Raw genomic sequence first — 25,199 nt, forward strand, 5'->3', positions numbered from 1 at the left:
TCAGTTGTGGGCGTGCAGGGGCTTGCCAGCCAATGCCAGGTGGGCCTCGCCCATCGCCTCGTTCTGCGTGGGGTGGGCGTGCACCAGAGCAGCGACCTCGTCCGGGTGCGCCTCCCAGTTCACGATGAGTTGACCCTCGCCGATCTGCTCGCCCACGCGCGAGCCGACCAGATGGACACCCACGACAGGACCGTCCTTTGCTCGGATCAACTTGACGTGACCCTGGGTTCCCAGGATCTTGCTCCTGCCGTTTCCGGCCAGGTTGTACTCCATCGTATCGACACCCTCGGCCCCGTACCGCGCGCGGGCCTGTGCCTCGGTCAGTCCGACGGAGGCGACCTCCGGCTCGCTGTAGGTGACGCGGGGGATTCCTGCGTCGTCGAGCGGTGTCGGTGCGAGTCCTGCCAGGTGCTCGGCGAGGAAGATGCCCTGCGCGAACCCGCGGTGGGCGAGCTGCGGACCACGGACGGCGTCACCGGCCGCGTAGAGCGGTCCGACTCCCGTGGAGAGCGTGTCGTCGACGACGACGAAGCCGTCGTCGAGCCGCGCCCCGACCTCCGTCAGTCCGAGATCGGCCGTGGCGGGTGCCCGGCCGACGGCGACGAGAAGGACGTCGGCGTCCAGCGTCGTCCCGTCCTCGAGCGTGACGTGCGCCGCGGTGTCGTCCTGCGTGACGCCTGCGACCCGGGTGCCGAGGCGAAGGTCGATCCCGCGACGTCGGAACGCACGCTCGAGCGCCTTGCTCGACGAGACGTCCTCGGTGGGCACCAGGTGGTCGAGCGCCTCGACGATCGTCACCGAAGCGCCGAAGGACCGCCACGCGCTGGCGAACTCGACACCGATCACGCCGCCACCCAGGACGACGACGGAGGAGGGGACCTCCTCGAGGCGGAGGGCCTCGTCCGAGGTGACGACACGGTCGCGGATCTCGACGCCCGGAATCGTGCGGGACCGGGCACCCGGTGCGGCGAGGACCGCGCGGCCCCGGTAGGCGACGCCGTCCACCTCGACGGTGTCCGGCGCGGTGAGCGTGCCCCAGCCCTCGACGAGCGTGACCTTGCGGGAGGCGACGAGGCCCTCCAGGCCTCGGTACAACCCGTCGACGGTCTTGTCCTTGTACGCGTGCACCGCGGCCATGTCGACGCCGTCGAGCGTGGCGCGGACCCCCACCGTGGCTGCGTCACGAGCCGAGTCGGCGACCTCGGCGGCGTGCAGCAGAGCCTTGGTCGGGATGCACCCGCGGTGCAGGCAGGTTCCGCCGAGCTCGCGCGCCTCGATCAGCGCGACCGAGGATCCCAGTTGTGCGGCACGGAGCGCGGCGGCATACCCCGCGCTCCCGCCGCCGAGCACGACGAGGTCGAACTCGGTGTTGCTCTCGGCCACCTCAGGCTCCTTCATGACGTCGCGGGACCGCTCGGGCCTCGTCCATCTTGGCACTACCGTGCGGCACTGCCCAACCGGGGCGGTGCGGGCGTCTTGTGACGCTCAAGACACCGGTGTGCCGGCCGCGCACGCGCGACCCGCCGTCGTCGGCATATCCTGCCAGGCATGGTGAGCCTGTCCCGTCTGTTTTCCCGCCGACCCTCGGGGTCCTCGTCCACGCCTGCCGGCGGTGACGCGTCGCGTCGTGCCACGCTCGACCATCTTGCGGAGTTCGTCCGCACGCGGGTCGGCGTCGAGGTCTACGTCGAGCCGGCGACGAACGAGACGCCGACGACGGTGCTCCTGGTCGCGACGACCGGGGAGTGGACGCGCCGTCGGGTCCCGGACGAGCGCACCGCGCACGAGCTGGCCCGGAAGGCCGGCGTCCCCGTCTACGACGTGCGACGCACCGGGTACCCGCAGCGCTATCGCGACTGGAACAGCCAGCACCGGCGGCGCTGAAACGTCGGGGCACCGAGCCGTCGGACCGGTCGGGCGACGGGCAGACCCTCCACCCGGACGCCAGAACGGCGTCGTCGTCCCGTCGAGCAGGGTGGGACGACGACGCCGTTCTGCCGTGCGCAGCCACGTCGGTCAGGACGCGCGACCCTCGATCAGTCCGAGCAGCGTGCGGACCCCGACACCGGTGCCACCGACGCCGGTGTAGCCGAACGGCGCCTTCTCGTTGAACGAGGGGCCCGCGATGTCCAGGTGGGCCCAGGGGGTGTCACCGACGAACTCGCGCAGGAAGATCCCGGCGCTGAGCATCCCGCCGGGCCGGTCACCGATGTTCTGCAGGTCGGCGACCTTCGACTTCAGGCCGGCACGCAGCTCGTCGGGCAGCGGCATGGGCCAGAACGCCTCGCCCGTGGTCTCGGCGGCTGCGAGCACCTCGGAGCGGACCTCGTCGCTGCCCATCACCGCGGAGACCCGGTTGCCGAGGGCGACGACCTGGGCGCCGGTGAGCGTCGCGATGTCGAGGACCACGTCGGGCTTCTCCTCCGTCGCGGCGACCAGACCGTCGGCCATCACGAGGCGGCCCTCGGCGTCGGTGTTGAGCACCTCGACCGTCTTGCCGCCGCGGACCGTGATGACGTCGGACGGACGCTGGGCGGCACCGGACGGCATGTTCTCGGCGAGGCACAGCCAGCCGGTCACCGCCACCGGCACGTCCAGGCGGGCAGCCGCGACGACGGCGTGCAGGACGGCGGCCGCCCCCGCCATGTCGGACTTCATCGTCTCCATGCCCGCGGCGGGCTTGATCGAGATGCCGCCGGAGTCGAACGTGATCCCCTTGCCGACGATCGCGACCTTGCCGCGGGCCTTCGACGGCGTGTAGGCGATCTTGACGAGCCGCGGTCCGCGGGTCGAGCCCTGACCGACCCCGATCAGGCCGCCGTAGCCGCCGGCGGCGAGCTGCTTCTCGTCGAGGACCGTGACCTTCGCGCCGCTGCCCTTGGCGGCAGCCTTGGCGAGGTCGGCGAACGCGGCCGGGAAGAGGTCGTTCGGCGGGGTGTTCACGAGGTCGCGCGTGCCGTGCACCGCTGCGGCGAGCACCTCGGCGCGCGCGACGGCCTTCTTGGCCTCGGCCGTCCGTGCGTGCTCCGTGACGAGCTGGACGGTCGACGGCGGGGTGGCGCGTGCGACGTCGTCGCCGGAGCGGTAGCGCTCGTACGCGTAGGCACCCATCAGGGCGCCCTCGGCGACGGGGGCGACGTCGGCGACGTCGGCCGTCGGGAGCGCGACGGCGACGCTGGACGTGCCTGCGAGCTCGCGCAGCGCCGCACCGGCCGCGCGTCGGAGCGTCTCGGCGTCGAACAGGCCGTCGTCGTCCCGGGCACCGAGCCCCGTCAGGACGAGAGCCCCGGCGCGGAGCTCAGCACCGGCGGGGACCTTGCGGACCTCGTCGGCGGCACCGGTGATGCCGAGGGTCGGTGCAAGCGACTCCAGCTCGGCGACGAGCGTCGCCGGCAGGTCCGTGCCGACGAACGCGACGCCGTCCGACGTCGCGCAGGTGCCGACGACGAGTGCGTCGACCGAGAGGGTGGTCGGGTTCTTGGATGTCAGAGTGAGGTCAGCCACGCCCCCGATGCTAATCCTTCTCGCCCGTTCCCGGTACGCTCGGGCCGTGTCTGTCGCGCTCTCCCTCGTCATCGGTGCGCTCTGCCTGGCTCTGGCCGGGTGGGCCGCGTGGTTCGTCGTCCGGGACCGCGCGGTCGTCCTGCGCCAGCTCTGGGGCGCATGCGTCGTCGAGGCCGTGCTCGGGCTCCAGGTGGTCCTCGCGCTCGCCCAGACGGTCGCGGGGGACGGCGCGAGCGACCCCGCCCTCTACTGGGGATACGTCGTGACGGCGCTGATCCTGCTGCCGGTGGCCGGTCTCTGGGCCTTCGCGGAGCGGACCCGCTGGAGCTCGGTCGTCCTCGCCGTCGCGGCGCTCACCGTCGCGTTCCTCGAGCTGCGCCTGTGGCAGATCTGGGGCGCCGCGTGAGCGCCCCTGCCGGTGCGACCGGTCAGGGGTTCGGGCGGCTGCTGGTCGCCGTGTACGGGATCTTCGCGATCGCGTCGAGCGCACGAGCGCTCTACCAGATCGGCACCAAGCTCGACGAGGCTCCCGTCGCCTACCTGCTCTCCGGGTTCGCCGCCCTCGTCTACGTCGTCGCCACGGTCGCCCTGGCCCGGGGGACGGCGCGGTGGCGCACGGTCGCCTGGTGGGCGGTGGGGGTCGAGCTGATCGGCGTGCTCGTCGTCGGAACCCTGTCGATCGTCGACGCGGGCGACTTCCCCGAGGCGACGGTCTGGTCCCACTTCGGCCAGGGCTACGGCTACGTCCCCGTGGTGCTGCCCGTCGTCGGTCTCTACTGGCTCTGGCGCACCCGGACGCCTCGCTCCGCAACAACCCACCAGGAGGCCTGATGCGCCCGTACCACCTGCTCTTCGATACGGTCTTCCGCCGGATGGACCCGGAGACCGCGCACCACGTGGCCTTCGACGCGATCGCGACCGCCGGCCGGACGCCCGGCCTCAACCGTCTGGTCCAGGGGGCTCTCGCCCCGTACCTGGGCCGGGGTGCACAGGGTGCCGGGGGCGTCGACGTCCTCGGACGTCGCTTCCCGGGGCGGCTCGGGATCGCCGGCGGGTTCGACAAGGACGCCCGGTGCGTCCGCGGACTCAGCATGCTCGGTTTCGCCTTCGTCGAGATCGGCACCGTGACGGCGCACCCGCAGCCCGGCAACGAGGCGCCGCGGCTCTGGCGGGAGCTCGACGTCCGCGGACTGCGCAACCGTATGGGCTTCAACAACGTCGGGGCGCTCGCGGTCGCGGAGAACCTGGCCGCCCTGCGGGCGACCGTGCAGGGTCGTGCCGCCGTAGTGGGCGTCAACATCGGCAAGACGAAGGTCACGCCGGCGCAGGACGCCGCCGCGGACTACGCGTTCTCGGCCAGGGTGCTCGCGCCGTACGCCGACTACCTCGTCGTCAACGTCTCGTCGCCCAACACCCCGGGTCTGCGCGACCTGCAGTCCGTCGACGCGCTGCGCCCGATCCTGAGCGCGGTGCGGGAGGCCGCCGACGCCTCGACGCCGCGCCACGTGCCGCTGCTGGTCAAGATCGCCCCCGACCTGGCGGACGACGACGTGGACGACGTCGCGCGCCTCGTCGACGAGCTCGGCCTGGACGGGGTGGTCGCCGTCAACACGACGATCGACCACGACCGCGGTCCCGGTGGGCTCTCCGGTCCGCCCGAGCTCGCCCGGGGGCTCGACGTCGTCGCGCGGCTCCGACGCGGGCTGCGACCGGGCGCGGTCGTGATCGGTGTCGGTGGCATCACCACGGCGGACGACGCGCAGGCGTACCTGGACGCCGGGGCGGACCTCGTCCAGGCCTACACCGCGTTCGTGTACGAGGGGCCGCTGTGGCCCTCCCGGATCAACCGTGCGCTGGGACGGGGTACGCGATGACGCCCCGCTGGGTCTGGGAGTACTCCACGCACACCGGTACGGGCGCGCTCCCGCCGAGCCCCGCGTTCGTCAGCCGGTTCGACGCCGAGGAGTGGCTGGGAGCCCACTGGCGGGACCTCGCGCGACGCGGCGCGACCGAGGCGCAGCTGCTGCGCGACGGGCTCGTCGTCACGGCGCCGATCCCGCTGCCCGACCACTGACCCTCGCCCACGCGTCGGCCAGCCGGGGCAGCCCCGCGTCGATCCGGTCCGTCGACGGGGCGAACGTCAGTCGCACCTGACTGGCATGGCTGCCGTCCGGGGTCAGGGCGGGGCCGGCGTTGATCAGCAGGCCGCGCTCGGCGCTCGCGGCGGCGAGCGCCGAGCCCAGCGGCACGCCGAGGTCGAGCCAGAGGGAGAGGCCCCCGGGCGGTTCGGGGACCCGCCACGATGGTTCGATGCGACGGAGTCCGGCGACGAGGTGGTCGCGCTGGCGTGCGACCTGCACCCGTCGTGCCGCGAGGATCTCGCCCGACCGCTCGAGGAGGTCGACGACGGCGAGCTGCTCGAGCACCGACGTCGCGATGTCGATGGACTCCCGGCGCAGCGCGAGGCGGCGGACGAGCTCGGGGTGCGCGCGGACCCACCCGACCCGCAGGCCGCCCCAGAAGCTCTTGGAGGCCGACCCGACGGCGATCACGTGGGTGTCGTCCTGCCCGTCGCCCGTGAGCGGCGCGGGGGAGGGCCGGTCGAGGTAGAGGTCCGTGATCGTCTCGTCCCCGATGACCGGCATCCGGTGGCGGCGGGCCACGGCGCGCACCCGCCGACGTTCCTCCTCGGTCCACGTGTAGCCGGTCGGGTTGTGGTTGTCGGCGATCATGTACGCGAGGCGCGGCGCCGACCGTCGGACGGTCGACTCGAAGAGGTCCACGTCGAACGGTGGTGGCCCGGGCTGTCCCGGTGTGCCGACGGGCACCCCGACGAGGCGGGCACCCGCACCGCGCAGGGCGGCGAGCGCGTGCGCATAGGTCGGCGACTGGACGATCGCACGTTCGCCAGCGCCGAGGAGGGCCTGGGCGAGGGTCGTGATCGCGTGCTGCGCACCGGAGGTCACGAGGATGTTCTCCGCGCTGGTCGGGGTGCCACGAGCGGTGTAGCGCTCGGCGATCGCGACCCGGAGCGGGTGGATGCCCAGCGGCTCGTACCCGATGCCGCTGAGGTAGCGCGGGAGCGCCTCGAGTGCTCGCTGGTAGGCGTCGTGCAGATCCGGAGGTGCAGCAGGGGCCGCCTGGCCGAGGTCGATCAGGTCGCCGTGCGGAGCCGAGCTCTGCGGGCGCGGGGCGTCCCCGCCGGTGAGGCTCGGCGTGGGAGCGGGGCCCGAGTGCCGGGGCAGCACCGTCACCGTCCCGACACCCGTCCGGGCCTGGGCGAAGCCGCGTTCGCGCAGCTCGCGGTACGCGGCCGTCGTCGTCGTGCGCGAGACCCCGAGGGACAGTGCGAGGTCGCGCTCGCTGGGCAGGCGCGTGTGGGTGCCGAGGGCTCCGGACAGGATGGCGGCGCGCAGGGCGTCGGCCAGTGCCCGGTAGGCAGGCCCCTTGGACTGCCAGTCCCCGAGGAGCCGCGTGGCGGCGTGCGCGCTCAGCTGTCGGTGGACTGGTACCTGCGGGCCAGTGGTCGTCGTCACACGGCCACTGTCTCGATATTGGCTATATAAGTCAAAGCCAATCGCGACGACGATGGAGGCATGACACTCGCAATCTCCCTCTTCCTGCTCCTCATGGTCGCGACGGTGCTCGTGCGCCTCTCGCAGGCGATCAAGGCCGACGGCCGCGGAAGCCGCACCCCGCCGGCGAGCCACACAGCTCCGGACCGCACCGGCAGCTGGTGGTAGCCGGCACCGCCCAGCTCCTGGGCGGGCTGCTGGCGTTCGCGCTCTCGATGGCGATGCTCCTGCACTCCGGGCAGGGTGCGATGCCGTGGGACGTCCTCCACCAGGGCGTGGCACTCCGCACGGGCTGGGGGATCGGCGCCGTCGTGATGGCGTCGAGCGCCCTCGTCCTGCTGATGTGGATCCCGTTGCGCCAGAGGCCCGGCGTGGGCACCGTCGTCAACGTGATCGTCATCGGTCTGACGATCGGTCCCGTGCTGGCTCTGCTGGAGCGCATCCTGCCGGACCCCGGTCTCGTGACCGCCGTCGCCCTCGCCGTCGGGGGAGTGGTCCTCAACGGGCTCGCGACGGCGGCCTACCTCGGGGTGCACCTGGGTCCGGGCCCGCGCGACGGGCTCATGACCGGACTCGTCCGGCAGACAGGGTGGCCCGTGCGACGGGTGAAGACCCTCATCGAGATCACCGTCGTGCTCGCCGGATGGGCGCTCGGCGGCACGCTCGGGTGGGCGACCGCGCTCTTCGCCGTGGGTGTCGGCCCGGTCGTGCAGGTCGCCCTGCCGTGGTTCGACCGGGCCGGGCGACGGGCTACGCGGGGTAGTGACCGTGCTTCTTGTGCTGCGGCTTCGGCAGGCGGGCTCGACGAATCTGGAATGCGCGCGTGACGGCATACATCATCGTCCCGCTCGGGACGTCGTCGAACTTGGCGAGCAGCTTGCGCTTGAGGCCGCGCCACATGAAGACGGCGTCGAGGATGGTGGCGAGCACGAGTGCGTAGAGCACCACGACGATGATCGTCGCCGCCGACGGGGCGACCGCGGAGGTGACGATCATCCCGACGAGCGAGAGCATGGCGATGAAGAGAAAGTACTCGCCGAGGTTCCAGCGGGCGTCCACGTAGTCGCGGACGTACCGACGCTGCGGGCCCTTGTCGCGCGGCGGCAGGTAGCGCTCGTCGCCCGTCTGCAGCGCGTGCTGCTGACGCAGGCGGGCCTCGCGGTTCTTCTCCTTCGAGGCCTTCGCCGCGGCGCGACGGTCGTTCGGGACCAGGGGACGCTTGTTCGCGGCCTCGGCCTGCTTGCGCTTCGGAGTCGGTCGACCCTTGCCGCTGATCGCGCCGTCGGTGGCGCTGACGGGCTCGACGTCGGGCGTCACGGCTTCGGGGGTCTTCTCACGTTTCGGCACACATCTAGGGTAGACGAGAGCAGGACCGGCCCGGAACGCGCGCGTAGCCTGGACCGGTGACCACAGCACAGAACCCCGCCGCCGTCGTCGACCAGCTGCGCGACCGCGTGTCCGCCCTCTTTCCCGCCCTTCAGAGCGATCTCGAGTCGCTCGTCCGGATCCCGAGCGTCTCGAACTCCGAGTTCGACCAGTCCGTCATGGACACGAGCGCCGCCGCCGTGGCCGAGCTGTTCCGCGGTGCGGGCATGCCCGACGTCCAGGTCCTTCGTTCGTCGGGCCCTGACGGGGCCACGAGTCGTCCCGCCGTCGTCGCCCGTCGCCCGGCACCCGCCGGTGCACCCACGGTGCTCCTGTACGCGCACCACGACGTCCAGCCCCCGGGCACGTCCGGGTGGACCTCGGACCCGTTCGAGCCGCGGGAGGCCGACGGGCGGCTGTACGGGCGCGGGGCCGCGGACGACAAGGCCGGGATCGTCGCGCACCTCGGTGCGCTGCGCGCCCTGGGCGACGATCTCGGCGTCGGTGTCACGATCTTCTCCGAGGGCGAGGAGGAGATCGGCTCTCCCTGCTTCGTCGACTTCCTCGACCAGTACCGCGATCTCCTGCGGGCCGACGTGATCGTCGTGGCCGACTCCGCGAACTGGAAGGTCGGCGTGCCCGGCCTCACGACCTCCTTGCGGGGACTCGTCGACTGCACCGTCGAGGTCGCCGCGCTCGAGTCGCCGGTCCACTCCGGCATGTTCGGCGGCCCCGTCCTCGACGCCTACACCCTGCTGGCCCGCCTCGTCGCGACCCTGCACGACGAGAACGGCGACGTGGCGGTCGAGGGCCTGGTCGTCGGGCCCGAGCCCGAGGTCGACTACGACGAGTCGTCGTTCCGGACCGACGCCGGCATGCTCCCGGGCACGCACCTCGCGGGGACGGGGTCGATCGCGGGCCGGCTCTGGGCCAGGCCGACGATCGCCGTCCTCGGGATCGACGCGACCCCGGCCGACTCGGCCTCGAACACGATCGCGCCCTCGGCGCGCGCGAAGGTCTCGATGCGGATCGCCCCGGGCCAGGACCCGGCGGCCGCCGCGACGGCGCTGACCGCCCACCTGGAGGCGAACGCGCCCTTCGGGGCCCGGGTGACGGTCAGCGACGGCGAGACGGGTCAGGCGTTCCGTGCGCCGCAGGACTCGGACGCGATGCGTGCCGCGCGGGCCGCCTTCGCAGCGGCGTGGGGCACGGAGCCCGTCGACATCGGGCTCGGTGGGTCGATCCCCTTCATCGCGGACCTTCTCGTCGCCTTCCCCGAGGCCGCGATCCTCGTGACGGGCGTCGAGGATCCCGCGTCCTTGGCCCACGGCCCGAACGAGTCCGTCCACCTCGGCGAGCTCGAGAAGGTCGTCCTCGCGGAGGCCCTGCTCCTGCGCGCGCTGGGGGAGTAGGCCTCGGGTCAGGCCCGGTACGAGATCCCGAGGGCGTCCGCCCACCCGGCGACGTCCTCGGGCAGCTCGGGCGCCGCGAGCTCCGGCTCGAGCAGCGCGACCACGTCGGGGCCGGAGACCCGCTCACCGGAGCGCGCGAGGAACCTGCCGGCGACCAGGCCGCGTGCGTAGCGGTGCCCGTCACGCCAGAACGCCTGCTCGAGGTAGACGATCCGCTCGTCCCAGCCGAGTACCCGGGTGTGGATCTCGAAGCGGTCCCACAGCTTCAGCGAGCGCTTGTACGCAACCGTCGACGACGCGACCACGGGGTACCAGCCGCGCTCGTTCAGGAGTCCGAAGGCGCCGAGGTCGGCGAGGAAGTTGCTCCGCGCGACGTCCATCATCTGCAGGTAGACGCCGTTGTTGACGTGACGGTAGAGGTCGAGGTCTCCGGGGTGGACCCGCATCGTCGTCACCGAGACGTCGAGCATGTGCTGGCCGGGAATCGCCCGTCGCGGGCGCAGGGTCGCTGCCGCGAGCTGAAGAGTTCTGGTCATCCCGGCACCGTACTACCGACAACCCGGAGTATTAGGTATCGGTAGGTCGGGCGACTCAGATCCCGGGCAGCGCGAGCATCTGGTCGAGAGCGACGCGCGCCCAGTGCGCGTCGTCCTCGTCGACGACGATGCGGTTGACGACGCGGCCCGCGACGAGGGACTCCAGGGCCCAGACGAGGTGCGGCAGGTCGATGCGGTTCATCGTCGAGCAGAAGCACACGGTCGAGTCGAGGTAGTGCACCTGCTTGTCCGGATGGGCGGCGGCAAGACGGCGGACGAGGTTCAGCTCGGTGCCGATCGCCCAGGCAGACCCCGGCTCCGCCGCGTCGAGCGTCTGGATGATGTGCTCGGTGGACCCCACGTGGTCCGCGGCCCGGATGACCTCGTTGCGGCACTCGGGGTGCGCGATGACCTGCACGCCCGGGACCGCGGCGCGGATGTCGGCGACGTTCTTCGCGGAGAAGCGTCCGTGGACCGAGCAGTGCCCGCGCCAGAGGATGACACGCGCATCGGCGAGCTCGGCGTCGGTCAGCCCGCCCTGCGGCTTGCGTGGGTCGAAGATCACGCAGTCGTCGAGCCCGAGACCGAGCTTCTCGACGGCCGTGTTGCGCCCGAGGTGCTGGTCCGGGAGGAAGAGCACCTTGCCGGTCCCGTGGACACCGCCGACCTGGTCGAACGCCCACCGCAGGGCGACCTCCGCGTTGGAGGACGTGCAGACGGTGCCGCCGTGCCGACCCGTGAAGGCCTTGATCGCGGCGGACGAGTTCATGTACGTCACGGGGACGACGGAGTCGGCGACGCCGGCGTCCTCGAGCGACTCCCAGGCGTCCTCGACCTGGTCGATCGCGGCCATGTCGGCCATCGAGCAGCCGGCCGCCAGGTCTGGCAGCACGACCTGCTGGGAGTCCGAGGTGAGGATGTCGGCGCTCTCCGCCATGAAGTGCACGCCGCAGAAGATCACGTACTCGGCGTCTGGGCGCGCCGCCGCCTCGCGAGCCAGCTTGAACGAGTCGCCGAGCACGTCGGCGAACTGGACGACCTCGTCGCGCTGGTAGTGGTGGCCGAGCACGAAGACACGGTCCCCGAGCGCCTCCTTGGCGGCGCGGGCCCGCTCGACGAGGTTCGGGTCGCTGGGCGCGGGAAGCTCGCCCGTGCACTCGACGCCGCGTTCGGAGTCGAGGTCCCGGTTCTGCCCGAGAAGGAGGAGGGGGGACTGCTGAGGCTCGGCGAAGTCATGGAGAAGCGTGCTCACGCCGCGATTCTCGCACAGGCTTGCTGGCACAATCCTGGGATGGACGCACTCGTGATCGCCGCGGCACGCACCCCGCTCGTCGCGGCGGTTCTGGACACGTGGGCGCGCTCGGCGCCGCAGCCGCCCGATCTCGTGGAGGTCGGGGACGCCGGAGCCACGGGTCTCGCCGTCGTGCCGGGGGAGCGGATCCCGGTCGTCCTGACGGGGCCTGCGGACGCGGCAGGCGGTGCACGGGCCGTCGGTGGTCCGGCGACCGTGGTCCGTTCCGCGGCGGGAGCGTGGGTCGCCACCGCCGAGATCGACCCGCTGCCGGGCGCAGGGTCCTGGGACGTCGGGGAGCTCGTGCTCGCCGCCGCGGACCACGCCGACACGGTCTTTCTCCTCGCCGGGGACGCCGAGGTCCCCGACGGTGGGGAAGGACTCCTGAGGTCCGTCGCAGGCTCCTCTGATCCCGCCGAACCGACCCCGGACACGGTGCGTCGTGCGCGAGCGCGATTGGCCGGAACCACGCTCGTCTGCCTCAGTGACGACGACCTCCCTCTGCTCGGTCTCAACGGCGTCAGCGCCCTGCGTGGAGGCGACGCCGGGCAGGAGCGTGAGGCCGCGCTGTCGGCGTACGCGTACGACGTCGCACGTGCGGTCGAGGCGGACAGGCCGGGTCTGATGGCGGGGGCGGGCGAGCGCGAGACGTTCCGGGTGCTGACGGCGGCAGGCGCCGGTGCGGGCGGTGGGCTCGGGTTCGCTGTCCGGGCGCTCGGCGGTCGCGTCGAGTCCGCCGCAGCGGTGCTCGGCGACGTCGTCGGGCTCGGGTCCGCGATCGAGCGGCACGACGTCGCGGTGCTGGTCGTGGAGCGGCTCGACGGTTCCGGTCTGCACACGGGTGTGGTCCCCGACACCGTGTCCCGGGCCGCAGACGTGGGCGTGCCCGTCGTCGTGCTCGCCACGGACGTCCGGGTGGGGCGCCGGGAGCTGTCCGCGGCCGGTGTCGCGGCTGCGTATCCCCTCGGTGCGGACCCGGCGTCGGCGACCGCGCGCGTCGTCCGCACGTGGACACGTCGCTGAGGCCCGGGAGTAGACTCGGGAACATCATCGACGACGCACGCGTTGGACCATTCAGCACTGGCTCAGCACTGACCGACGACTTCCGGGAGAGACCAATGAGCGAGACGACCGAGACCGCGACCCACGGGGTCATCCTGAGCGACGTCGCGGCCGGCAAGGTCCGCAGCCTGCTCGAGCAGGAGGGTCGTGACGACCTGCGCCTGCGTGTCGCCGTCCAGCCCGGTGGCTGCTCCGGCCTCATTTACCAGCTGTATTTCGACGAGCGCGTGCTCGACGGTGACGCGCTCAAGGACTACGACGGTGTCGAGGTCGTCGTAGACAAGATGAGCGTCCCCTACCTCGAGGGTGCCAAGATCGACTTCGCCGACACGATCGAGAAGCAGGGCTTCACGATCGACAACCCCAACGCGGGCGACTCCTGCGCCTGCGGCGGCTCCTTCAGCTGATCGACGCACCGCTCGGCGGCCCGGCACCTCGACGAGGTGCCGGGCCGCCGTCGTTCTCGGGCGACGTGGCACAGATCCGCACGCTCAGCGTCCAGGTCTCCACCCCGTCGTCGTCGACGGACGAGGAGGTCTCGCCGACGAGGGCGTGGCCGCGCATCCGCGCCCAGGCGGGAACGTCGTGCCGGGCGGCCGGGTCCGTCGCGAGGACTGTGATCACGGTGCCGTCCTCGACGTCGCGAGCCGCCTTGGCGAGGTGAATCACGGGGAGCGGGCATCGAAGCCCGCTCGCGTCAACCGTCCGGGCCAGAGCGCTCACAGACCGTTCACCCCCAGTGCGTCGCGCACCGTCGCGACGGCGTCCGGCAGCTCGGCGCAGAACCGCGCCACGTCGTCGGCGGTGGTCGTGCGATCGAGCGAGACTCGTACGTTGCCGTGGGTCAGCACTCCCATCGCGGCAAGAACGTGGCTCGGCTCCAACGTGCTCGACGTACAGGCCGATCCCGATCCCACCGCGAACCCCCGGCGGTCCAGCTCGGTCACGAGAGCCTCTCCGTCGACGTACAGGCACGAGAACGTCACCACGTGGGGGAGGCGGGTGACCGGGTCGCCGACCACCTGGGTGTCGGGGACGGTGGTGGCGCACGCGCGGATCTGGTCGATCAGCGCCTGCTGCCGGGCGGCCTCGGCCGCACGTTCGCCGAGGACGGCCTCCAGCGCGACGGCGGCGGCGAACGCCGCGGGGATGCTGACGCCCCCCGGGAACCACGCCTCGTCGTCCTCGGGCCAGGCGCTGCGCGTCCTGGTCCGCGCGCGGACCGCGAGCACCCCGACACCGGGGCCGGCGCCCCAGTCGGCGGGGTCTGCCGCGAGCGCGTCCCACCCGCCCGGCGCGGGGAGGTGTCCGATCGTCGCCCCGGCGTCGCACAGCAGCGGGACTCCCGACGCCGCGCAGGCCTCGACCGCCTGCTCGAGCGGTTGTACCGTCCCCACCTCGCCGTTCGCGTGCTGCAGGCAGGCGAGCGCGACACCGGGGGCCGCTACCGCGTCGAGAAAGGCCTGCGTGTCCACCCGTCCGTCGGCCTGGACGGGGACGTCCACGACCGTGGCCGGTGCGTCCGAGCCGGGGAGCGGGTGCGCGGCCGCGTGCCGGACGGCGGCGCGCTCGACCGCGGGGAGGACGACCGCCTGCCCACGGCGACGTCTGCCGCCCCGGATCGCCAGGACTCCGGCGTGAATCGCGGCGACGTGGTTCGGGGCCAGGTGGATCTCCTGCGTGCGCACGCCGAGGGAGGCGGCGAGGGACTCACGCGCCCCGTCGAGCAGTGCCCGGGCCCGTCGACCCTCGGCATGGAGGCGACGCGGGTCGGCCCAGCCGTCCGCGAGGGACCGGACGTAGGCCTCCCTGGCAAGCGGGTGAAGGGTCGCGTTGCCCGAAGCGTCGAGCAGTGTGCGGGGTGGTGATTCCGTCATCGGCCGTGGTCTCCTGGCTGCTCGTGGGCGTCCGACCCACCACCGTACGGGGAGGCGGCTCGGCAATTATCTGACAGTCCGGGCGAGGGCGTGCCGAACCCGCTGGAATCGTGGGCCGAAGGTGACGGAACCGTCTGTATGCCGGGTTCGTCTCGCGTCATCCGAGCGAATCCCGGGCTAGGCTTCGTGTGTCAAGGACGAAGGTTCTGCGTGGGACTCGTGGAGACACACCACGAGACATCCAGGACGTGACGTGAAAGGCACCCCTTGCGTTCGAACTCACCACGCCGCACACGGCGCGCACTCGTTTCAGCAGCGATGACCGCTGCCGGCGTCGCGCTGCTCTCCGGCTGCTCCAGCGACGCTCTCCAGCGCGGCTTCCTTCCGGGCTTCGACGACGGCGAGGTGACAAACCAGACCGGGCGCATCACCGACATGTGGGTCGGCGCCTGGGAGGTTCTCCTGGTCGTCGGTCTGATCGTGTGGGGCCTGATGCTCTGGTGCATCACGGTCTACCGCAAGCGCAAGGACGACAACCAGCTGCCGGTCCAGACGCGGTACCACATGCCGCTCGAGATCATGTACACGGCCGTGCCGACGATCATGATCCTCACGTTCTTCTTCTTCACCGACCGTGACATGACCGAGATCCAGGACACGAGTGCGGAGCCGGACCTCACGATCCAGGCCATCGGCAAGCAGTGGAGCTGGGACTTCAACTACCTGGACAGCGACGTCTACTCCGTCGGCCAGCAGGAGTCGGACCCGAGCTCGCTCGGCGTCGACGACCGCATCGAGGACGCACCGGGAACGGCCGAGTCGCTGCCGACCCTGTACCTGCCGGTCGACCAGCGCGTCGAGTTCGAGTTGCAGTCGCGTGACGTCATCCACTCGTTCTGGGTCCCGGCCTTCTTGTACAAGCAGGACATGATCCCGGGTCGCACCAACACGTTCCAGGTGATCCCCGAGCGCGAGGGCGTCTACGCCGGCAAGTGCGCCGAGCTCTGCGGAGAGTTCCACTCCGGGATGCTCTTCAACGTCGCCGTCGTCTCGCAGGAAGAGTTCGACGAGCACATGGACGAGCTGCGCGAGCTCGGTCAGACGGGGTCGATCCCCGTCGAGGGCTTCAGCCGCGAGCAGAGCGAGCCCACCAACGACGCGCACGCAGAAGGCGAGGAGAGCTGATGGTCGCCCAGGCCGAGACGATTCCGGGCCTGGCGCCGCAGCGCCAGACCCTCGGACGGACAGTCATCAAGTGGGTGACGTCCACCGACCACAAGACGATCGGGTACATGTACCTGATCACGTCGTTCATCTTCTTCTGCATCGGCGGGCTGATGGCCCTCGTGATCCGGGCCGAGCTCTTCGAGCCCGGGATCCAGATCGTGCAGAGCAAGGAGCAGTACAACCAGCTCTTCACCATGCACGGCACGATCATGCTGCTGCTGTTCGCGACCCCGCTGTTCGCCGGTTTCGCCAACGTCATCATGCCGCTGCAGATCGGCTCGCCCGACGTCGCCTTCCCGCGGCTCAACATGCTGTCGTACTGGTTCTACCTCTTCGGCGGCCTGATCGCGTCGGCCGGCTTCTTCACGCCGCAGGGCGCCGCGTCGTTCGGGTGGTTCGCGTATGCGCCGCTGTCGAACACGACGTTCAGTCCAGGGCTCGGGGGAGACCTCTGGGTGTTCGGACTCGCGCTCGGTGGGTTCGGGACCATCCTCGGTGCCGTCAACTTCATCACGACGATCATCACGATGCGCGCGCCGGGCATGACGATGTTCCGGATGCCGATCTTCTCCTGGAACGTCCTCGTGACGAGCATCCTCGTGCTCATGGCGTTCCCGCCGCTCGCCGCAGCGCTCTTCGCCCTCGGTGCAGACCGCGTGCTCGGTGCGCAGGTGTTCAACCCCGAGAACGGTGGTGCGATCCTCTGGCAGCACCTGTTCTGGTTCTTCGGGCACCCTGAGGTCTACATCATCGCCCTGCCGTTCTTCGGCATCGTCTCCGAGATCTTCCCGGTCTTCAGCCGCAAGCCGATCTTCGGGTACAAGACGCTCGTCTACGCGACGATCTCGATCGCTGCGCTCTCCGTCACGGTCTGGGCGCACCACATGTACGTGACCGGTGCCGTGCTGCTGCCGTTCTTCGCGTTCATGACGATGCTGATCGCCATCCCGACCGGTGTGAAGTTCTTCAACTGGATCGGCACGATGTGGCGCGGGAAGCTGACCTTCGAGACTCCGATGCTCTGGAGCATCGGATTCCTCATCACCTTCCTCTTCGGTGGACTGACCGGTGTCATCCTCTCGAGCCCGGTGCTCGACTTCCACATCTCCGACACCTACTTCGTGGTCGCACACTTCCACTACGTCGTCTTCGGAACCGTCGTCTTCGCGATGTTCGCCGGCTTCTACTTCTGGTGGCCCAAGTTCACCGGGCGGATGCTGAACGAGCGACTCGGCAAGGTGCACTTCTGGATGCTCTTCGTCGGGTTCCACATGACGTTCCTCATCCAGCACTGGCTCGGTGTCGAGGGCATGCCCCGTCGCTACGCCGACTACGCGGACGAGGGGTTCACCTGGGAGAACCAGCTCTCGACCGTGGGTGCCTTCCTTCTCGCGGCGTCGACGCTGCCCTTCTTCTGGAACGTCTACACGACCTGGCGCAACGCGCCGAAGGTCACCGTGGACGACCCGTGGGGCTACGGGCGATCGCTCGAGTGGGCCACCTCGTGCCCGCCGCCGCGACACAACTTCGTCTCGCTGCCGCGGATCCGTTCTGAGTCGCCCGCGTTCGACCTGCACCACCCCGAGGTCGCCGCGATGGAGCATCCCCAGGCTGATCAGACGATCCTCGACAAGATCTACGGCGATGCCGAACGGCAGGGCCAGCAGGACACCGCCATCGAGCGTGTCGCCGAAGGCACCGGCGATCATGCTGCGTCGAAGAAGGATGAGGAAGGAACGTCATGAAGGTCGAGTACAAGGTCTTCCTGGCCATGACGCCGTTCTACATCGTCGTGGGGGTCATCTACGGGATCGCGACGGACTGGTCCGAGCCTGTCGGTATCGTCGGACTCCTCCTGACCGCCGGCCTGGTCACGATGATCGGCTTGTACCTCGTCCTCACGGCCAAGAAGATGGACGACCGGCCGGAAGACGACCCTGAGGGCCTGATCGAGGAGGGTGCCGGCGACCAGGGCGTGTACGCCCCGTGGAGCTGGTGGCCTCTGGCTACGGGGTTCTCGGCGGCCGTGGTCTTCGCCGCACTCGCCGTCGGCTGGTGGCTGCTCTACATCGGTGTGGCCATCGGTATCGTCGCTCTGGTCGGCTGGGTCTTCGAGTACTCCCGCGGACAGCACGCGCACTGACCTCTCAGCGTCGTTGCGTGCCTGACGCAGACACAGCGCCTCACCGCTCGCACAGAGCGGTGAGGCGCTGTTGCTTTCCCCGTCGCGACGGGGAGAGGGTCTCGGGGTCGGGCGACATCGGCTGATCACCGCTGACAGCGCTCTGTTCGCGGCAGAGATGTGGGCGTCGTGGTGCGGCGTGCACCACCGTCGCCCGAGCTGCGCTCTCCATGGCCGCCATCGCCCGTTGTCGAGATCGAACGAGCGTGGTCCCTCGCGTCACCCGGTTCCGCACTACGTGCCCACCGCCCGCCACCGACGCCAGAGGCCCGGCATCCTTGATGGATACCGGGCCTCTGGGCCTCACGGGGCGGTCGACGACCGCCGTGCGGAGAACGGACTAGCTCACGGGACGATCAGGCCCTGCGTCTGCGTCCGGGCACGGCTCAGGCGTGCCGACGCGTCCTCCCAGTTGATGATGTTCCACCACGCGCTGATGTAGTCGCCACGCACGTTGAGGTAGTCGATGTAGTAGGCGTGCTCCCAGCAGTCCAGCAGGACGATCGGGGTCAGGCCCATCGGAATGTTGCCCTGCTGGTCGTAGAGCTGGACGATGATCAGCTTCTGACCGATCGAGTCCCAGGCGAGGATCGCCCAGCCAGAGCCCTGCACGCCGGCTGCGACCGCGGTGAAGTGCTTCTTGAACGCCGCGAAGGAGCCGAAGTGCTCGGTGATCGCGTCGCCGATCTCGCCCTCGGGCTCGCCGCCGCCCTCGGGGGAGAGGTTGGTCCAGAACGCGGAGTGGTTGACGTGCCCACCGAGGTTGAACGCGAGGTTCTTCTCGTGCAGGTTCACGGCAGCGAGGTCGTCTGCCTCGCGGGCGGCCTCAAGCTTCTCGAGAGCCGTGTTCGCGCCGGTCACGTAGGCCTGGTGGTGCTTGGAGTGGTGCAACTCCATGATCCGCCCGGAGATGTGCGGCTCGAGCGCGGCGTAGTCGTAGGTCAGGTCGGGGAGCGTGTAGACAGCCATGCTGTGTAATCCTCCAATATCGGACCACGGTGCAGCACCGTGGTGTCAACGTCACTGCTGCGATGGATCGCCGCAGTGCGGTCATGCAGACGGCCCGCGAGAGTGCCCAGAGATCTGGTAAGCACTCTCGCGGGCCGTCTGTACTACTTTGCCGAACCTGCGGACAACTCGCGAGGGAGGATCAGCGATCACCCTCGTGCGTCGTGTCACCCGCGTGCAGCTCGGGAGCCTTGGCTCCCTCGAGCTCGTCGTGCGATCCGTGGGCGTGCGCCGCCGCCAGCTCGGACGGCGTGACCGGCTCGATGCGGTCCTCGTAGAAGAAGCGCGAGAGACGAGCCCAACGACGCTCCTTCTTGTAGCCCTTCCGGCGCACGCCTCGTGCGTCGGACTGAGGCTCGAGCTCGAGCGGGGTCGGTGCGTCGTACGCCACGCGCAGCCAGCGCTCCTGCTCGTCGAGCGGACGGTGGACCTCGATGTACTCGCCGTTCGCGAACCGGACGATACGCCCGGTCTCGTGGCCGTGGAGCACCAGCTCGCGGTCCTTACGCTGAAGTCCGAGGCAGATGCGCTTGGTGACCCAGAACGCGAACCAGGGTCCGACGAACAGCAGGATGCGGAAGACCCACGTGATCTCGTTGATCGAGAGCGAGAAGTGCGTCGCGATGAGGTCGTTCGACCCGGCGAGCGCCAGGATGATGAACGCCGTCAGGAAGGCGACGCCCAGGCCCGTGCGGACGGGCACGTTCCGCGGACGGTCGAGCACGTGGTGCTCACGCTTGTCCTTGGTGACGCGTGCCTCGACGAAGGGGTACACGATCAGGAACGTGAACAGGATGCCCGGAATGATCACGGCAGGGACGAGCACGTTCAGACTGAGCGTGTAGCCGCCGATGACGTACTCCGTCACGCCCGGCATGAGGCGGAGCGAGCCCTCGAGGAAGAGCATGTACCAGTCGGGCTGCGCGCCCGCCGAGACGGGCGAGGGGTCGTACGGACCGTAGTTCCAGACGTTGTTGATCGCCATGGTGCCACCCATGAGGGCGAGCACGCCGAAGACGACGAAGAAGAAGCCGCCGGCCTTGGCCACGTAGACGGGGAAGAGCGGGAAGCCGACGACGTTCTTGTCGGTGCGTCCACCACCCGGGTACTGCGTGTGCTTGTGCAGGACGACCATCATCAGGTGCAGGCCGATCATCGCGAGGATGATGGCCGGGACGACCAGGATGTGCAGCGTGAAGAGGCGGGGAATGATGTCCTCGCCCGGGAACTCGCCGCCGAAGACGAAGTACGACATGTACGAGCCGATGATCGGGATCGACTTGATGACGCCGTCCGTGATGCGAAGACCGTTGCCGGACAGGACGTCGTCCGGGAGCGAGTAGCCCGTGAAGCCGGCGCCGAGGCCCGTGATGAGCAGTCCGATGCCGACCAGCCAGTTGAGCTCACGCGGCTTGCGGAACGCACCGGTGAAGAACACGCGCATCATGTGCGTCACGATCGCGGCCATGAACAGCAGCGCTGCCCAGTGGTGGATCTGGCGCATCAGGAGTCCGCCGCGGACGTCGAACGACATGTGCAGCGTCGAGCTGAACGCCTCCGACATCAGGACGCCGTCCATCGTCGCGGGTGCGCCGTGGTGCTCGATCAGCGCCATGCTCGGGACGAAGAACATCGTCAGGAAGAAGCCGCTGAGGATGAGGATGACGAAGGAGTAGAGCGCGACCTCGCCGAGGAGGAAGGACCAGTGGTCCGGGAAGGTCTTGCGCGCGAACTCCTTGACGGCCTTGCCGAGTCCGGTGCGCTGGTCGAGGTAGTCAGCCGTACCCGCGGCTGCTCGTTCGGTCGTACTCACTTCAGACGCTCCCAGTAACTCGGGCCGACAGGCTCGTGGAAGTCGCTCTTGGCGACCAGGTAACCCTCGTCGTCGACGGAGATCGGCAGCTGCGGCAGCGGGCGCTTGGCAGGTCCGAAGACGACCTTGGCGCCGTCCGCGATGTCGAACGTCGACTGGTGGCACGGGCAGAGGAGGTGGTGCGTCTGCTGCTCGTAGAGCGCGACGGGGCAGCCGACGTGCGTGCAGATCTTCGAGTACGCGACGATGCCGTCGTGGGACCAGTCCTTGCGGTCCTCGGCCTCCTTGAGGTCGCGCGGGTCGAGGCGGACGACGAGGACGACGGCCTTGGCCTTCTCCGTGATCCACGCGTGCGACTCGCGCTCCTCCTCGGTCGCGTCGGGGATGACGTGGAAGACGGATCCGATGGTGACGTCGGCGGCCTTGATCAGTCGACCCGTGGGGTCGATGGCGAGGCGGGTGCCCTTGTCCCAGCGGGTGTGGCGGAACTTGCTGACGTTCCAGTCGCCGCCGACCGAGCTGACGAGCGGCACGGCGATGGTGAGCGGGAAGATCGCGAGCGCGGAGAGCGCTGCGCCCTTGAGGACGCCGCGGCGTGCGATGCCGGAGTCGGCCGCACCGTCCGAGAGCTTCTGGACGGCGATCTCACGCTCGGCGTCCGGGGTGCGCTGCTCGTGGCGCTCCTCAGTCACCTCGGTGTCGTTCATCAGGGTCTTGGCCCAGTGGACGGCGGCGAGGCCGATGCCGAGCAGGGCGAACGCCATGCCGAGCCCGAGGCTCAGCGTCGAGATCCGCACGCCGTCGGTGGTGCCGTCCGGGCGGAAGACGAAGTAGGCGACGATCGAGGCGACCGTGCCGATGATCGAGATGAGGAAGAGAATGACGACCTGGCGCTCGGCGCGCTTGTCCGCGGCGGGGTCGGAGTCGGCACGGCGGTGCCGGTGCTCGGGCAGACCCGGGTCGTCGAAGCGGTCGACGTCGCGGTTCTGTGCGTCCCCGAGCTCGGTGGAGTGCTGGTTGTCGTTCACGAGGACTTTGCTCCGATCCACACGGCGGCACCGATCAGGAGACCGAGGCCGACGACCCAGGCCCAGAGGCCTTCGCTGACTGGTCCGAGCGAGCCGAGAGACAGGCCACCGGCCGAGCCGTCGCGCTGCTCCTCGATGTACGCGATGACGTCGCGCTTCTCCTCGGGGGTGATGTTGGCGTCGTTGAAGACCGGCATCGACTGCGGTCCGGTCTGCATGGCCTCGTAGATCTGACGGTCGGTGACGTCAGCCTCGAGCAACGACGGGGCGAACTTGCCCTCGGAGAGCGCGCCGCCAGCACCGACGGCGTTGTGGCACATCGCGCAGTTGGTGCGGAAGACCGCAGCGCCCGTCGCGGGGTCGCCCAGTGCCGGGTCGACCTGCTCGTCGGTGGGAACGGTCGGGCCCGTGCCGAGGGACGCGACGTAGGCGGCGAGCTGCGCGGTCTGCTCGGCGTCGAACTGTGCGGGCTTGCGGATGGCCTGGGGGCCGTTCGACTGCATCGGCATCCGGCCGGAGGAGACCTGGAAGTCCACCGCGGCCGCACCGACACCGACGAGCGAGGGAACGTCGTCGGTTCCGGTCGCGGACGGGCCGTGGCACGTCGCGCAGTTGGCCTGGAAGAGCTTCTCGCCCGTCTCGATGTCCTGGGTGCTCGCTGAGTCTGCGCTAGCAGGGCTGGGCGCCAGGAGGGCGTAGAGCCCTCCGGTAGCCAGCAGTGCCAGCAGCAGGAGCACGACCGGTGCCAACCGGTGGTGCCTGCGGGCGGCGAGTGCCTTCACGAATCGATCCTCGTCTCGCTGTGTGGGTGTCGGTGGTGGGAGTGGTGGGACGCTTCGATGCGCCCGGTGACTACTGCAGGATGTAGATGACGAAGAAGAGGGCGACCCAGACGACGTCGACGAAGTGCCAGTAGTAGGACGTCACGATCCCGGTGGTGGCCTCGTGGTGCCCGAAGCGCTTCGCGGAGAAGGAGCGGCCGAGGAGGAAGAGGAACGCGATCAGACCGCCGATCACGTGCAGTCCGTGGAAGCCGGTCGCCAGGTAGAAGACCGACCCGTACGGGTGCGACGAGATCGTCAGACCGTGCTCGACGAGCTCCGCGTACTCGTAGATCTGACCGGCGATGAAGAATGCGCCCATCAGGTAGGTCAGGGTCATCCACTCGTTCATGCCCCAGCGACGGACGTCCCAGATGGACCCGGCGCGTACGGGCTGGAAGCGCTCGGCGGCGACGACTCCAGCCTGGCAGGTGAAAGACGAGAGGATCAGCACCGTCGTGTTGATCGCAGCGAACGTGATGTTCAGGTGGTCGGTCTGGGCCGTCCACTCGTCCTGCGGGACGACGGAGCGAATCGTGAAGTACATCGCGAAGAGGCCGGCGAAGAACATGAGTTCGCTCGCCAGCCACACGATCGTCCCGACCGACACGGGGTTCGGTCGGTTGACGTTCACATGCTGGTGGGCCTGGGGGGCAGCCGTTGCAGTCGACACGTCAGCCAGTATGGCTGATGACGGGCTGTTCGTGGCTGCGCTGGGTGCCGGGGGCGGGCGTCAAATCTCACAATCTCTCCATAATTTCTTGTCATGGTCTCCCGCTCGTGACGGATGGATGAAGACTGTCAGGAAAGGTCATCCGGGTCTCGAACCGCGATTCGTCCGCCGATCGTCGTGATCTGCCGGAGCCTTCGTGCCAAGATTCACCCAGGGCGTCGACGACGCCCCTCCCGTCAGGGAGACTCCTTGGGACCACGTGAGGACGACGATGACGACGACTCGACCGGCGACGACAGGCTCGACCAGGAGCGACGTGGGCGAGACCGCAGGCCCTCGAATCCTCTTGTACAGCGACGACCGGACGGTCCGCGAGTCGGTGCGCCTCGCCGTCGGCTCCCGTCTCGGCAAGGGGCAGCCGCGCCTCGAGTGGCTTGAGGTCGCCACCGCGCCCGAGGTCGTCGCCCGCGCCGGCGAGGGCTGGGACCTCCTGGTCCTCGACGGCGAGGCCGACAAGGTCGGTGGGATGGGGCTCTGTCGACAGCTGAAGAACGAGATCTACCAGTGCCCGCCGGTGCTCGTCCTCACGGGTCGGCCCCAGGACGCGTGGCTCGCCTCCTGGTCCCTGGCCGACGACGTCGTCTCTCGCCCGTTGGACGCCGTGAAGGTGCGGGAGACCGTCACCGGCATGCTGGCCTAGTACGGAACACCCCGCTCCTCCCGCACCCGAAGGACCCACCGTGACGACAGACCCGCGCTCGACCGCCACCCTCGCGACCGCCGCGCCGACGTGGCCGGACCTGCTCGCACGGGTGGTCGGCGGCGACGACCTCACCCGGGACGAGGCGTCGTGGGCCATGACCCAGGTGATGGCGGGCGACGTCTCCCCGGTCCGGCTGGCAGGTCTGCTCGTGGGTCTGCGCGCCAAGGGGGAGACCGTCGAGGAGCTCACCGGTCTCGCCGACACGATGCTCGAGCACGCCGTGCGGTTCGCCGTCCCACGACGGTCGGTCGACATCGTCGGCACGGGCGGCGACCGTGCGCACACGGTCAACATCTCGACGATGTCGGCGCTCGTGATTGCCGGTGCCGGCCTCCAGGTGACCAAGCACGGCAATCGCGCCGCGTCCTCCTCGTCCGGATCGGCGGACGTGCTCGAGCAGCTCGGCATCCGTCTCGACCACTCGCCCGAGAGGGTCGCGGAGATCGGCGAGGAGGCGGGCATCACCTTTTGCTTCGCGCAGGTCTTCCACCCGTCGTTCCGGCACGCGGGCGTCGCCCGCAAGGAGCTGGGCATCCCCACCGTCTTCAACTTCCTCGGCCCGCTGACCAACCCCGCGCGGCCGGAGGCGGTCGCGATCGGCTGCCCCGACGCCAGGATGGCGGAGCTCATGGCGGGGGTGCTCGGCGCACGAGGAACCGACGGCCTGGTGTTCCGTGGCGACGACGGTCTCGACGAACTGGCGCCGACCGCGCGGGCCACCGTCTGGGAAGTACGCGACGGTTCGGTCCGCGAGCACCGGCTCGACCCCGTGGGCGACCTCGGTCTCGACCCCATCGACGTCGCCGACCTGCGCGGGGGCGAGGCATCGTTCAACGCCGAGGTGGCGCGGCGTTTGCTCGACGGCGAGCCGGGGCCGGTACGCCAGACCGTCGTGCTCAACGCCGCTGCGGGGATCGTCGCCGACGGGACCTTGCCGGGGACGGGTGCCGGTGACCTGGTGGACCGTCTCCGCGCCGGGATGCAGCATGCCGAGCAGAGCATCACGTCGGGCGCGGCACGCGCCGTGCTCGAACGCTGGGCCGCCGCGGCCGTCTAGCGGGT

Annotated in this window: 28 protein-coding genes; 15 read left to right on the plus strand and 13 right to left on the minus strand. The window is 70.1% G+C overall.

The window, feature by feature from the left end:
• Positions 1–1,383, minus strand: coding sequence for a dihydrolipoyl dehydrogenase (lpdA, locus tag BLU20_RS07545; protein WP_083372972.1), 1,383 nt, complete (start codon positions 1,381–1,383; stop codon positions 1–3).
• A 165-nt stretch (positions 1,384–1,548) separates the two neighbouring features.
• Between lpdA and BLU20_RS07550 the strand changes: the two genes are divergently transcribed.
• Positions 1,549–1,884 (plus strand): hypothetical protein, encoded by a 336-nt coding sequence (locus tag BLU20_RS07550; RefSeq protein ID WP_029253611.1) that lies wholly within the window; start codon positions 1,549–1,551, stop codon positions 1,882–1,884.
• A 132-nt stretch (positions 1,885–2,016) separates the two neighbouring features.
• Here the strand turns inward: BLU20_RS07550 and BLU20_RS07555 are convergent, their stop codons facing one another.
• Positions 2,017–3,504: a leucyl aminopeptidase gene (locus tag BLU20_RS07555; RefSeq protein WP_231959143.1), complete on the minus strand. Its 1,488-nt coding sequence runs from the start codon at positions 3,502–3,504 to the stop codon at positions 2,017–2,019.
• 46 nt (positions 3,505–3,550) lie between these two features.
• Here BLU20_RS07555 and BLU20_RS07560 point away from each other — a divergent pair, with 46 nt between their 5' ends.
• The 4 genes from BLU20_RS07560 to BLU20_RS07575 are packed head-to-tail and all read left to right on the plus strand — an operon-like array spanning position 3,551 to position 5,578.
• Entirely contained in the window at positions 3,551–3,910 is a 360-nt protein-coding gene (locus BLU20_RS07560; RefSeq protein WP_083372138.1) for a hypothetical protein, read from the plus strand.
• The gene (locus BLU20_RS07565) at positions 3,907–4,335 is read left to right on the plus strand and encodes a hypothetical protein (RefSeq protein ID WP_083372139.1); all 429 of its coding nucleotides are present in this window, start codon (positions 3,907–3,909) and stop codon (positions 4,333–4,335) included. The genes BLU20_RS07560 and BLU20_RS07565 overlap by 4 nt, the downstream gene beginning before the upstream one ends.
• Entirely contained in the window at positions 4,335–5,378 is a 1,044-nt protein-coding gene (locus BLU20_RS07570) for a quinone-dependent dihydroorotate dehydrogenase (protein WP_083372140.1), read from the plus strand. The genes BLU20_RS07565 and BLU20_RS07570 overlap by 1 nt, the downstream gene beginning before the upstream one ends.
• Positions 5,375–5,578, plus strand: a complete 204-nt coding sequence (locus BLU20_RS07575; protein WP_083372141.1) for a hypothetical protein — start codon at positions 5,375–5,377, stop codon at positions 5,576–5,578. The genes BLU20_RS07570 and BLU20_RS07575 overlap by 4 nt, the downstream gene beginning before the upstream one ends.
• On the opposite strand, the gene yczR is transcribed toward BLU20_RS07575, so the two are convergent.
• Entirely contained in the window at positions 5,547–7,040 is a 1,494-nt protein-coding gene (yczR, locus tag BLU20_RS07580) for a MocR-like transcription factor YczR (RefSeq protein ID WP_083372142.1), read from the minus strand. The two genes, BLU20_RS07575 and yczR, sit on opposite strands and share 32 nt — an antisense overlap.
• Positions 7,041–7,100: 60 nt before the next feature.
• On the opposite strand from yczR, the gene BLU20_RS13745 reads away from it, so the two are divergent.
• Complete coding sequence (locus BLU20_RS13745) at positions 7,101–7,247, plus strand: hypothetical protein (RefSeq protein WP_155990725.1); 147 nt, start codon at positions 7,101–7,103, stop codon at positions 7,245–7,247.
• A complete protein-coding gene (yczE, locus tag BLU20_RS13750) occupies positions 7,241–7,906 on the plus strand; it encodes a membrane protein YczE (RefSeq protein ID WP_157270384.1) in 666 nt (221 codons plus the stop codon). Before BLU20_RS13745 ends, yczE begins: the two co-directional genes overlap by 7 nt.
• Here the strand turns inward: yczE and BLU20_RS07590 are convergent.
• A complete protein-coding gene (locus BLU20_RS07590; protein ID WP_052367127.1) occupies positions 7,830–8,426 on the minus strand; it encodes a DUF3043 domain-containing protein in 597 nt (198 codons plus the stop codon). The two genes, yczE and BLU20_RS07590, sit on opposite strands and share 77 nt — an antisense overlap.
• A gap of 56 nt (positions 8,427–8,482) precedes the next feature.
• Here BLU20_RS07590 and BLU20_RS07595 point away from each other — a divergent pair, with 56 nt between their 5' ends.
• Positions 8,483–9,856, plus strand: coding sequence for a dipeptidase (locus BLU20_RS07595; RefSeq protein WP_083372143.1), 1,374 nt, complete (start codon positions 8,483–8,485; stop codon positions 9,854–9,856).
• 8 nt (positions 9,857–9,864) lie between these two features.
• Here BLU20_RS07595 and BLU20_RS07600 read toward each other — a convergent pair whose 3' ends face one another.
• Both BLU20_RS07600 and nadA read right to left on the minus strand, forming a co-directional pair.
• Complete coding sequence (locus BLU20_RS07600; RefSeq protein ID WP_029253602.1) at positions 9,865–10,392, minus strand: acyl-CoA thioesterase; 528 nt, start codon at positions 10,390–10,392, stop codon at positions 9,865–9,867.
• Positions 10,393–10,447: 55 nt separating this feature from the next.
• Positions 10,448–11,644: a quinolinate synthase NadA gene (nadA, locus tag BLU20_RS07605; protein WP_083372144.1), complete on the minus strand. Its 1,197-nt coding sequence runs from the start codon at positions 11,642–11,644 to the stop codon at positions 10,448–10,450.
• A gap of 39 nt (positions 11,645–11,683) precedes the next feature.
• Between nadA and BLU20_RS07610 the strand changes: the two genes are divergently transcribed.
• The gene (locus BLU20_RS07610) at positions 11,684–12,706 is read left to right on the plus strand and encodes a glycerate kinase (protein WP_172829044.1); all 1,023 of its coding nucleotides are present in this window, start codon (positions 11,684–11,686) and stop codon (positions 12,704–12,706) included.
• Positions 12,707–12,801: 95 nt separating this feature from the next.
• Entirely contained in the window at positions 12,802–13,152 is a 351-nt protein-coding gene (locus tag BLU20_RS07615; RefSeq protein ID WP_029253599.1) for a HesB/IscA family protein, read from the plus strand.
• On the opposite strand, the gene BLU20_RS07620 is transcribed toward BLU20_RS07615, so the two are convergent.
• A complete protein-coding gene (locus BLU20_RS07620) occupies positions 13,145–13,468 on the minus strand; it encodes a sulfurtransferase TusA family protein (protein ID WP_231959144.1) in 324 nt (107 codons plus the stop codon). The two genes, BLU20_RS07615 and BLU20_RS07620, sit on opposite strands and share 8 nt — an antisense overlap.
• Positions 13,465–14,622 carry a cysteine desulfurase family protein gene (locus BLU20_RS07625; protein WP_083372146.1) on the minus strand — a complete coding sequence of 386 codons (1,158 nt, stop codon included), beginning with the start codon at positions 14,620–14,622 and terminating at the stop codon, positions 13,465–13,467. The genes BLU20_RS07620 and BLU20_RS07625 overlap by 4 nt, the downstream gene beginning before the upstream one ends.
• Before the next feature lie 318 nt (positions 14,623–14,940).
• On the opposite strand from BLU20_RS07625, the gene ctaC reads away from it, so the two are divergent.
• From ctaC to BLU20_RS07640, 3 genes are read left to right on the plus strand one after another with little or no spacing between them, the layout of a single operon-like run.
• On the plus strand, positions 14,941–15,807 hold the full coding sequence (gene ctaC, locus BLU20_RS07630) for an aa3-type cytochrome oxidase subunit II (RefSeq protein WP_052367125.1): 867 nt from the start codon (positions 14,941–14,943) through the stop codon (positions 15,805–15,807).
• Entirely contained in the window at positions 15,807–17,594 is a 1,788-nt protein-coding gene (gene ctaD / locus BLU20_RS07635) for an aa3-type cytochrome oxidase subunit I (RefSeq protein WP_029253595.1), read from the plus strand. Before ctaC ends, ctaD begins: the two co-directional genes overlap by 1 nt.
• Positions 17,591–17,992: a cytochrome c oxidase subunit 4 gene (locus BLU20_RS07640; RefSeq protein ID WP_083372147.1), complete on the plus strand. Its 402-nt coding sequence runs from the start codon at positions 17,591–17,593 to the stop codon at positions 17,990–17,992. Before ctaD ends, BLU20_RS07640 begins: the two co-directional genes overlap by 4 nt.
• Positions 17,993–18,376: 384 nt before the next feature.
• Here BLU20_RS07640 and BLU20_RS07645 read toward each other — a convergent pair whose 3' ends face one another.
• From BLU20_RS07645 to ctaE, 5 genes are all read right to left on the minus strand, one after another.
• On the minus strand, positions 18,377–19,000 hold the full coding sequence (locus BLU20_RS07645; protein ID WP_029253593.1) for a superoxide dismutase: 624 nt from the start codon (positions 18,998–19,000) through the stop codon (positions 18,377–18,379).
• A gap of 181 nt (positions 19,001–19,181) precedes the next feature.
• The gene (gene qcrB / locus BLU20_RS07650; protein ID WP_083372148.1) at positions 19,182–20,852 is read right to left on the minus strand and encodes a cytochrome bc1 complex cytochrome b subunit; all 1,671 of its coding nucleotides are present in this window, start codon (positions 20,850–20,852) and stop codon (positions 19,182–19,184) included.
• Positions 20,849–21,880 (minus strand): cytochrome bc1 complex Rieske iron-sulfur subunit, encoded by a 1,032-nt coding sequence (gene qcrA, locus BLU20_RS07655; protein WP_083372149.1) that lies wholly within the window; start codon positions 21,878–21,880, stop codon positions 20,849–20,851. The genes qcrB and qcrA overlap by 4 nt, the downstream gene beginning before the upstream one ends.
• Positions 21,877–22,662, minus strand: a complete 786-nt coding sequence (gene qcrC, locus BLU20_RS07660; RefSeq protein WP_029253590.1) for a cytochrome bc1 complex diheme cytochrome c subunit — start codon at positions 22,660–22,662, stop codon at positions 21,877–21,879. Before qcrC ends, qcrA begins: the two co-directional genes overlap by 4 nt.
• 70 nt (positions 22,663–22,732) lie before the next feature.
• Positions 22,733–23,374, minus strand: coding sequence for an aa3-type cytochrome oxidase subunit III (gene ctaE, locus BLU20_RS07665; protein WP_083372150.1), 642 nt, complete (start codon positions 23,372–23,374; stop codon positions 22,733–22,735).
• Positions 23,375–23,645: 271 nt separating this feature from the next.
• Between ctaE and BLU20_RS07670 the strand changes: the two genes are divergently transcribed.
• Both BLU20_RS07670 and trpD read left to right on the plus strand, forming a co-directional pair.
• Entirely contained in the window at positions 23,646–24,074 is a 429-nt protein-coding gene (locus BLU20_RS07670; RefSeq protein WP_083372151.1) for a response regulator, read from the plus strand.
• 40 nt (positions 24,075–24,114) lie between these two features.
• Positions 24,115–25,194, plus strand: a complete 1,080-nt coding sequence (gene trpD, locus BLU20_RS07675) for an anthranilate phosphoribosyltransferase (protein ID WP_083372152.1) — start codon at positions 24,115–24,117, stop codon at positions 25,192–25,194.
• The last annotated feature ends 5 nt before the right edge of the window (positions 25,195–25,199 follow it).

The organism is Paraoerskovia marina, assembly GCF_900105445.1.
Taxonomy (GTDB): Bacteria; Actinomycetota; Actinomycetes; order Actinomycetales; family Cellulomonadaceae; genus Paraoerskovia; species Paraoerskovia marina.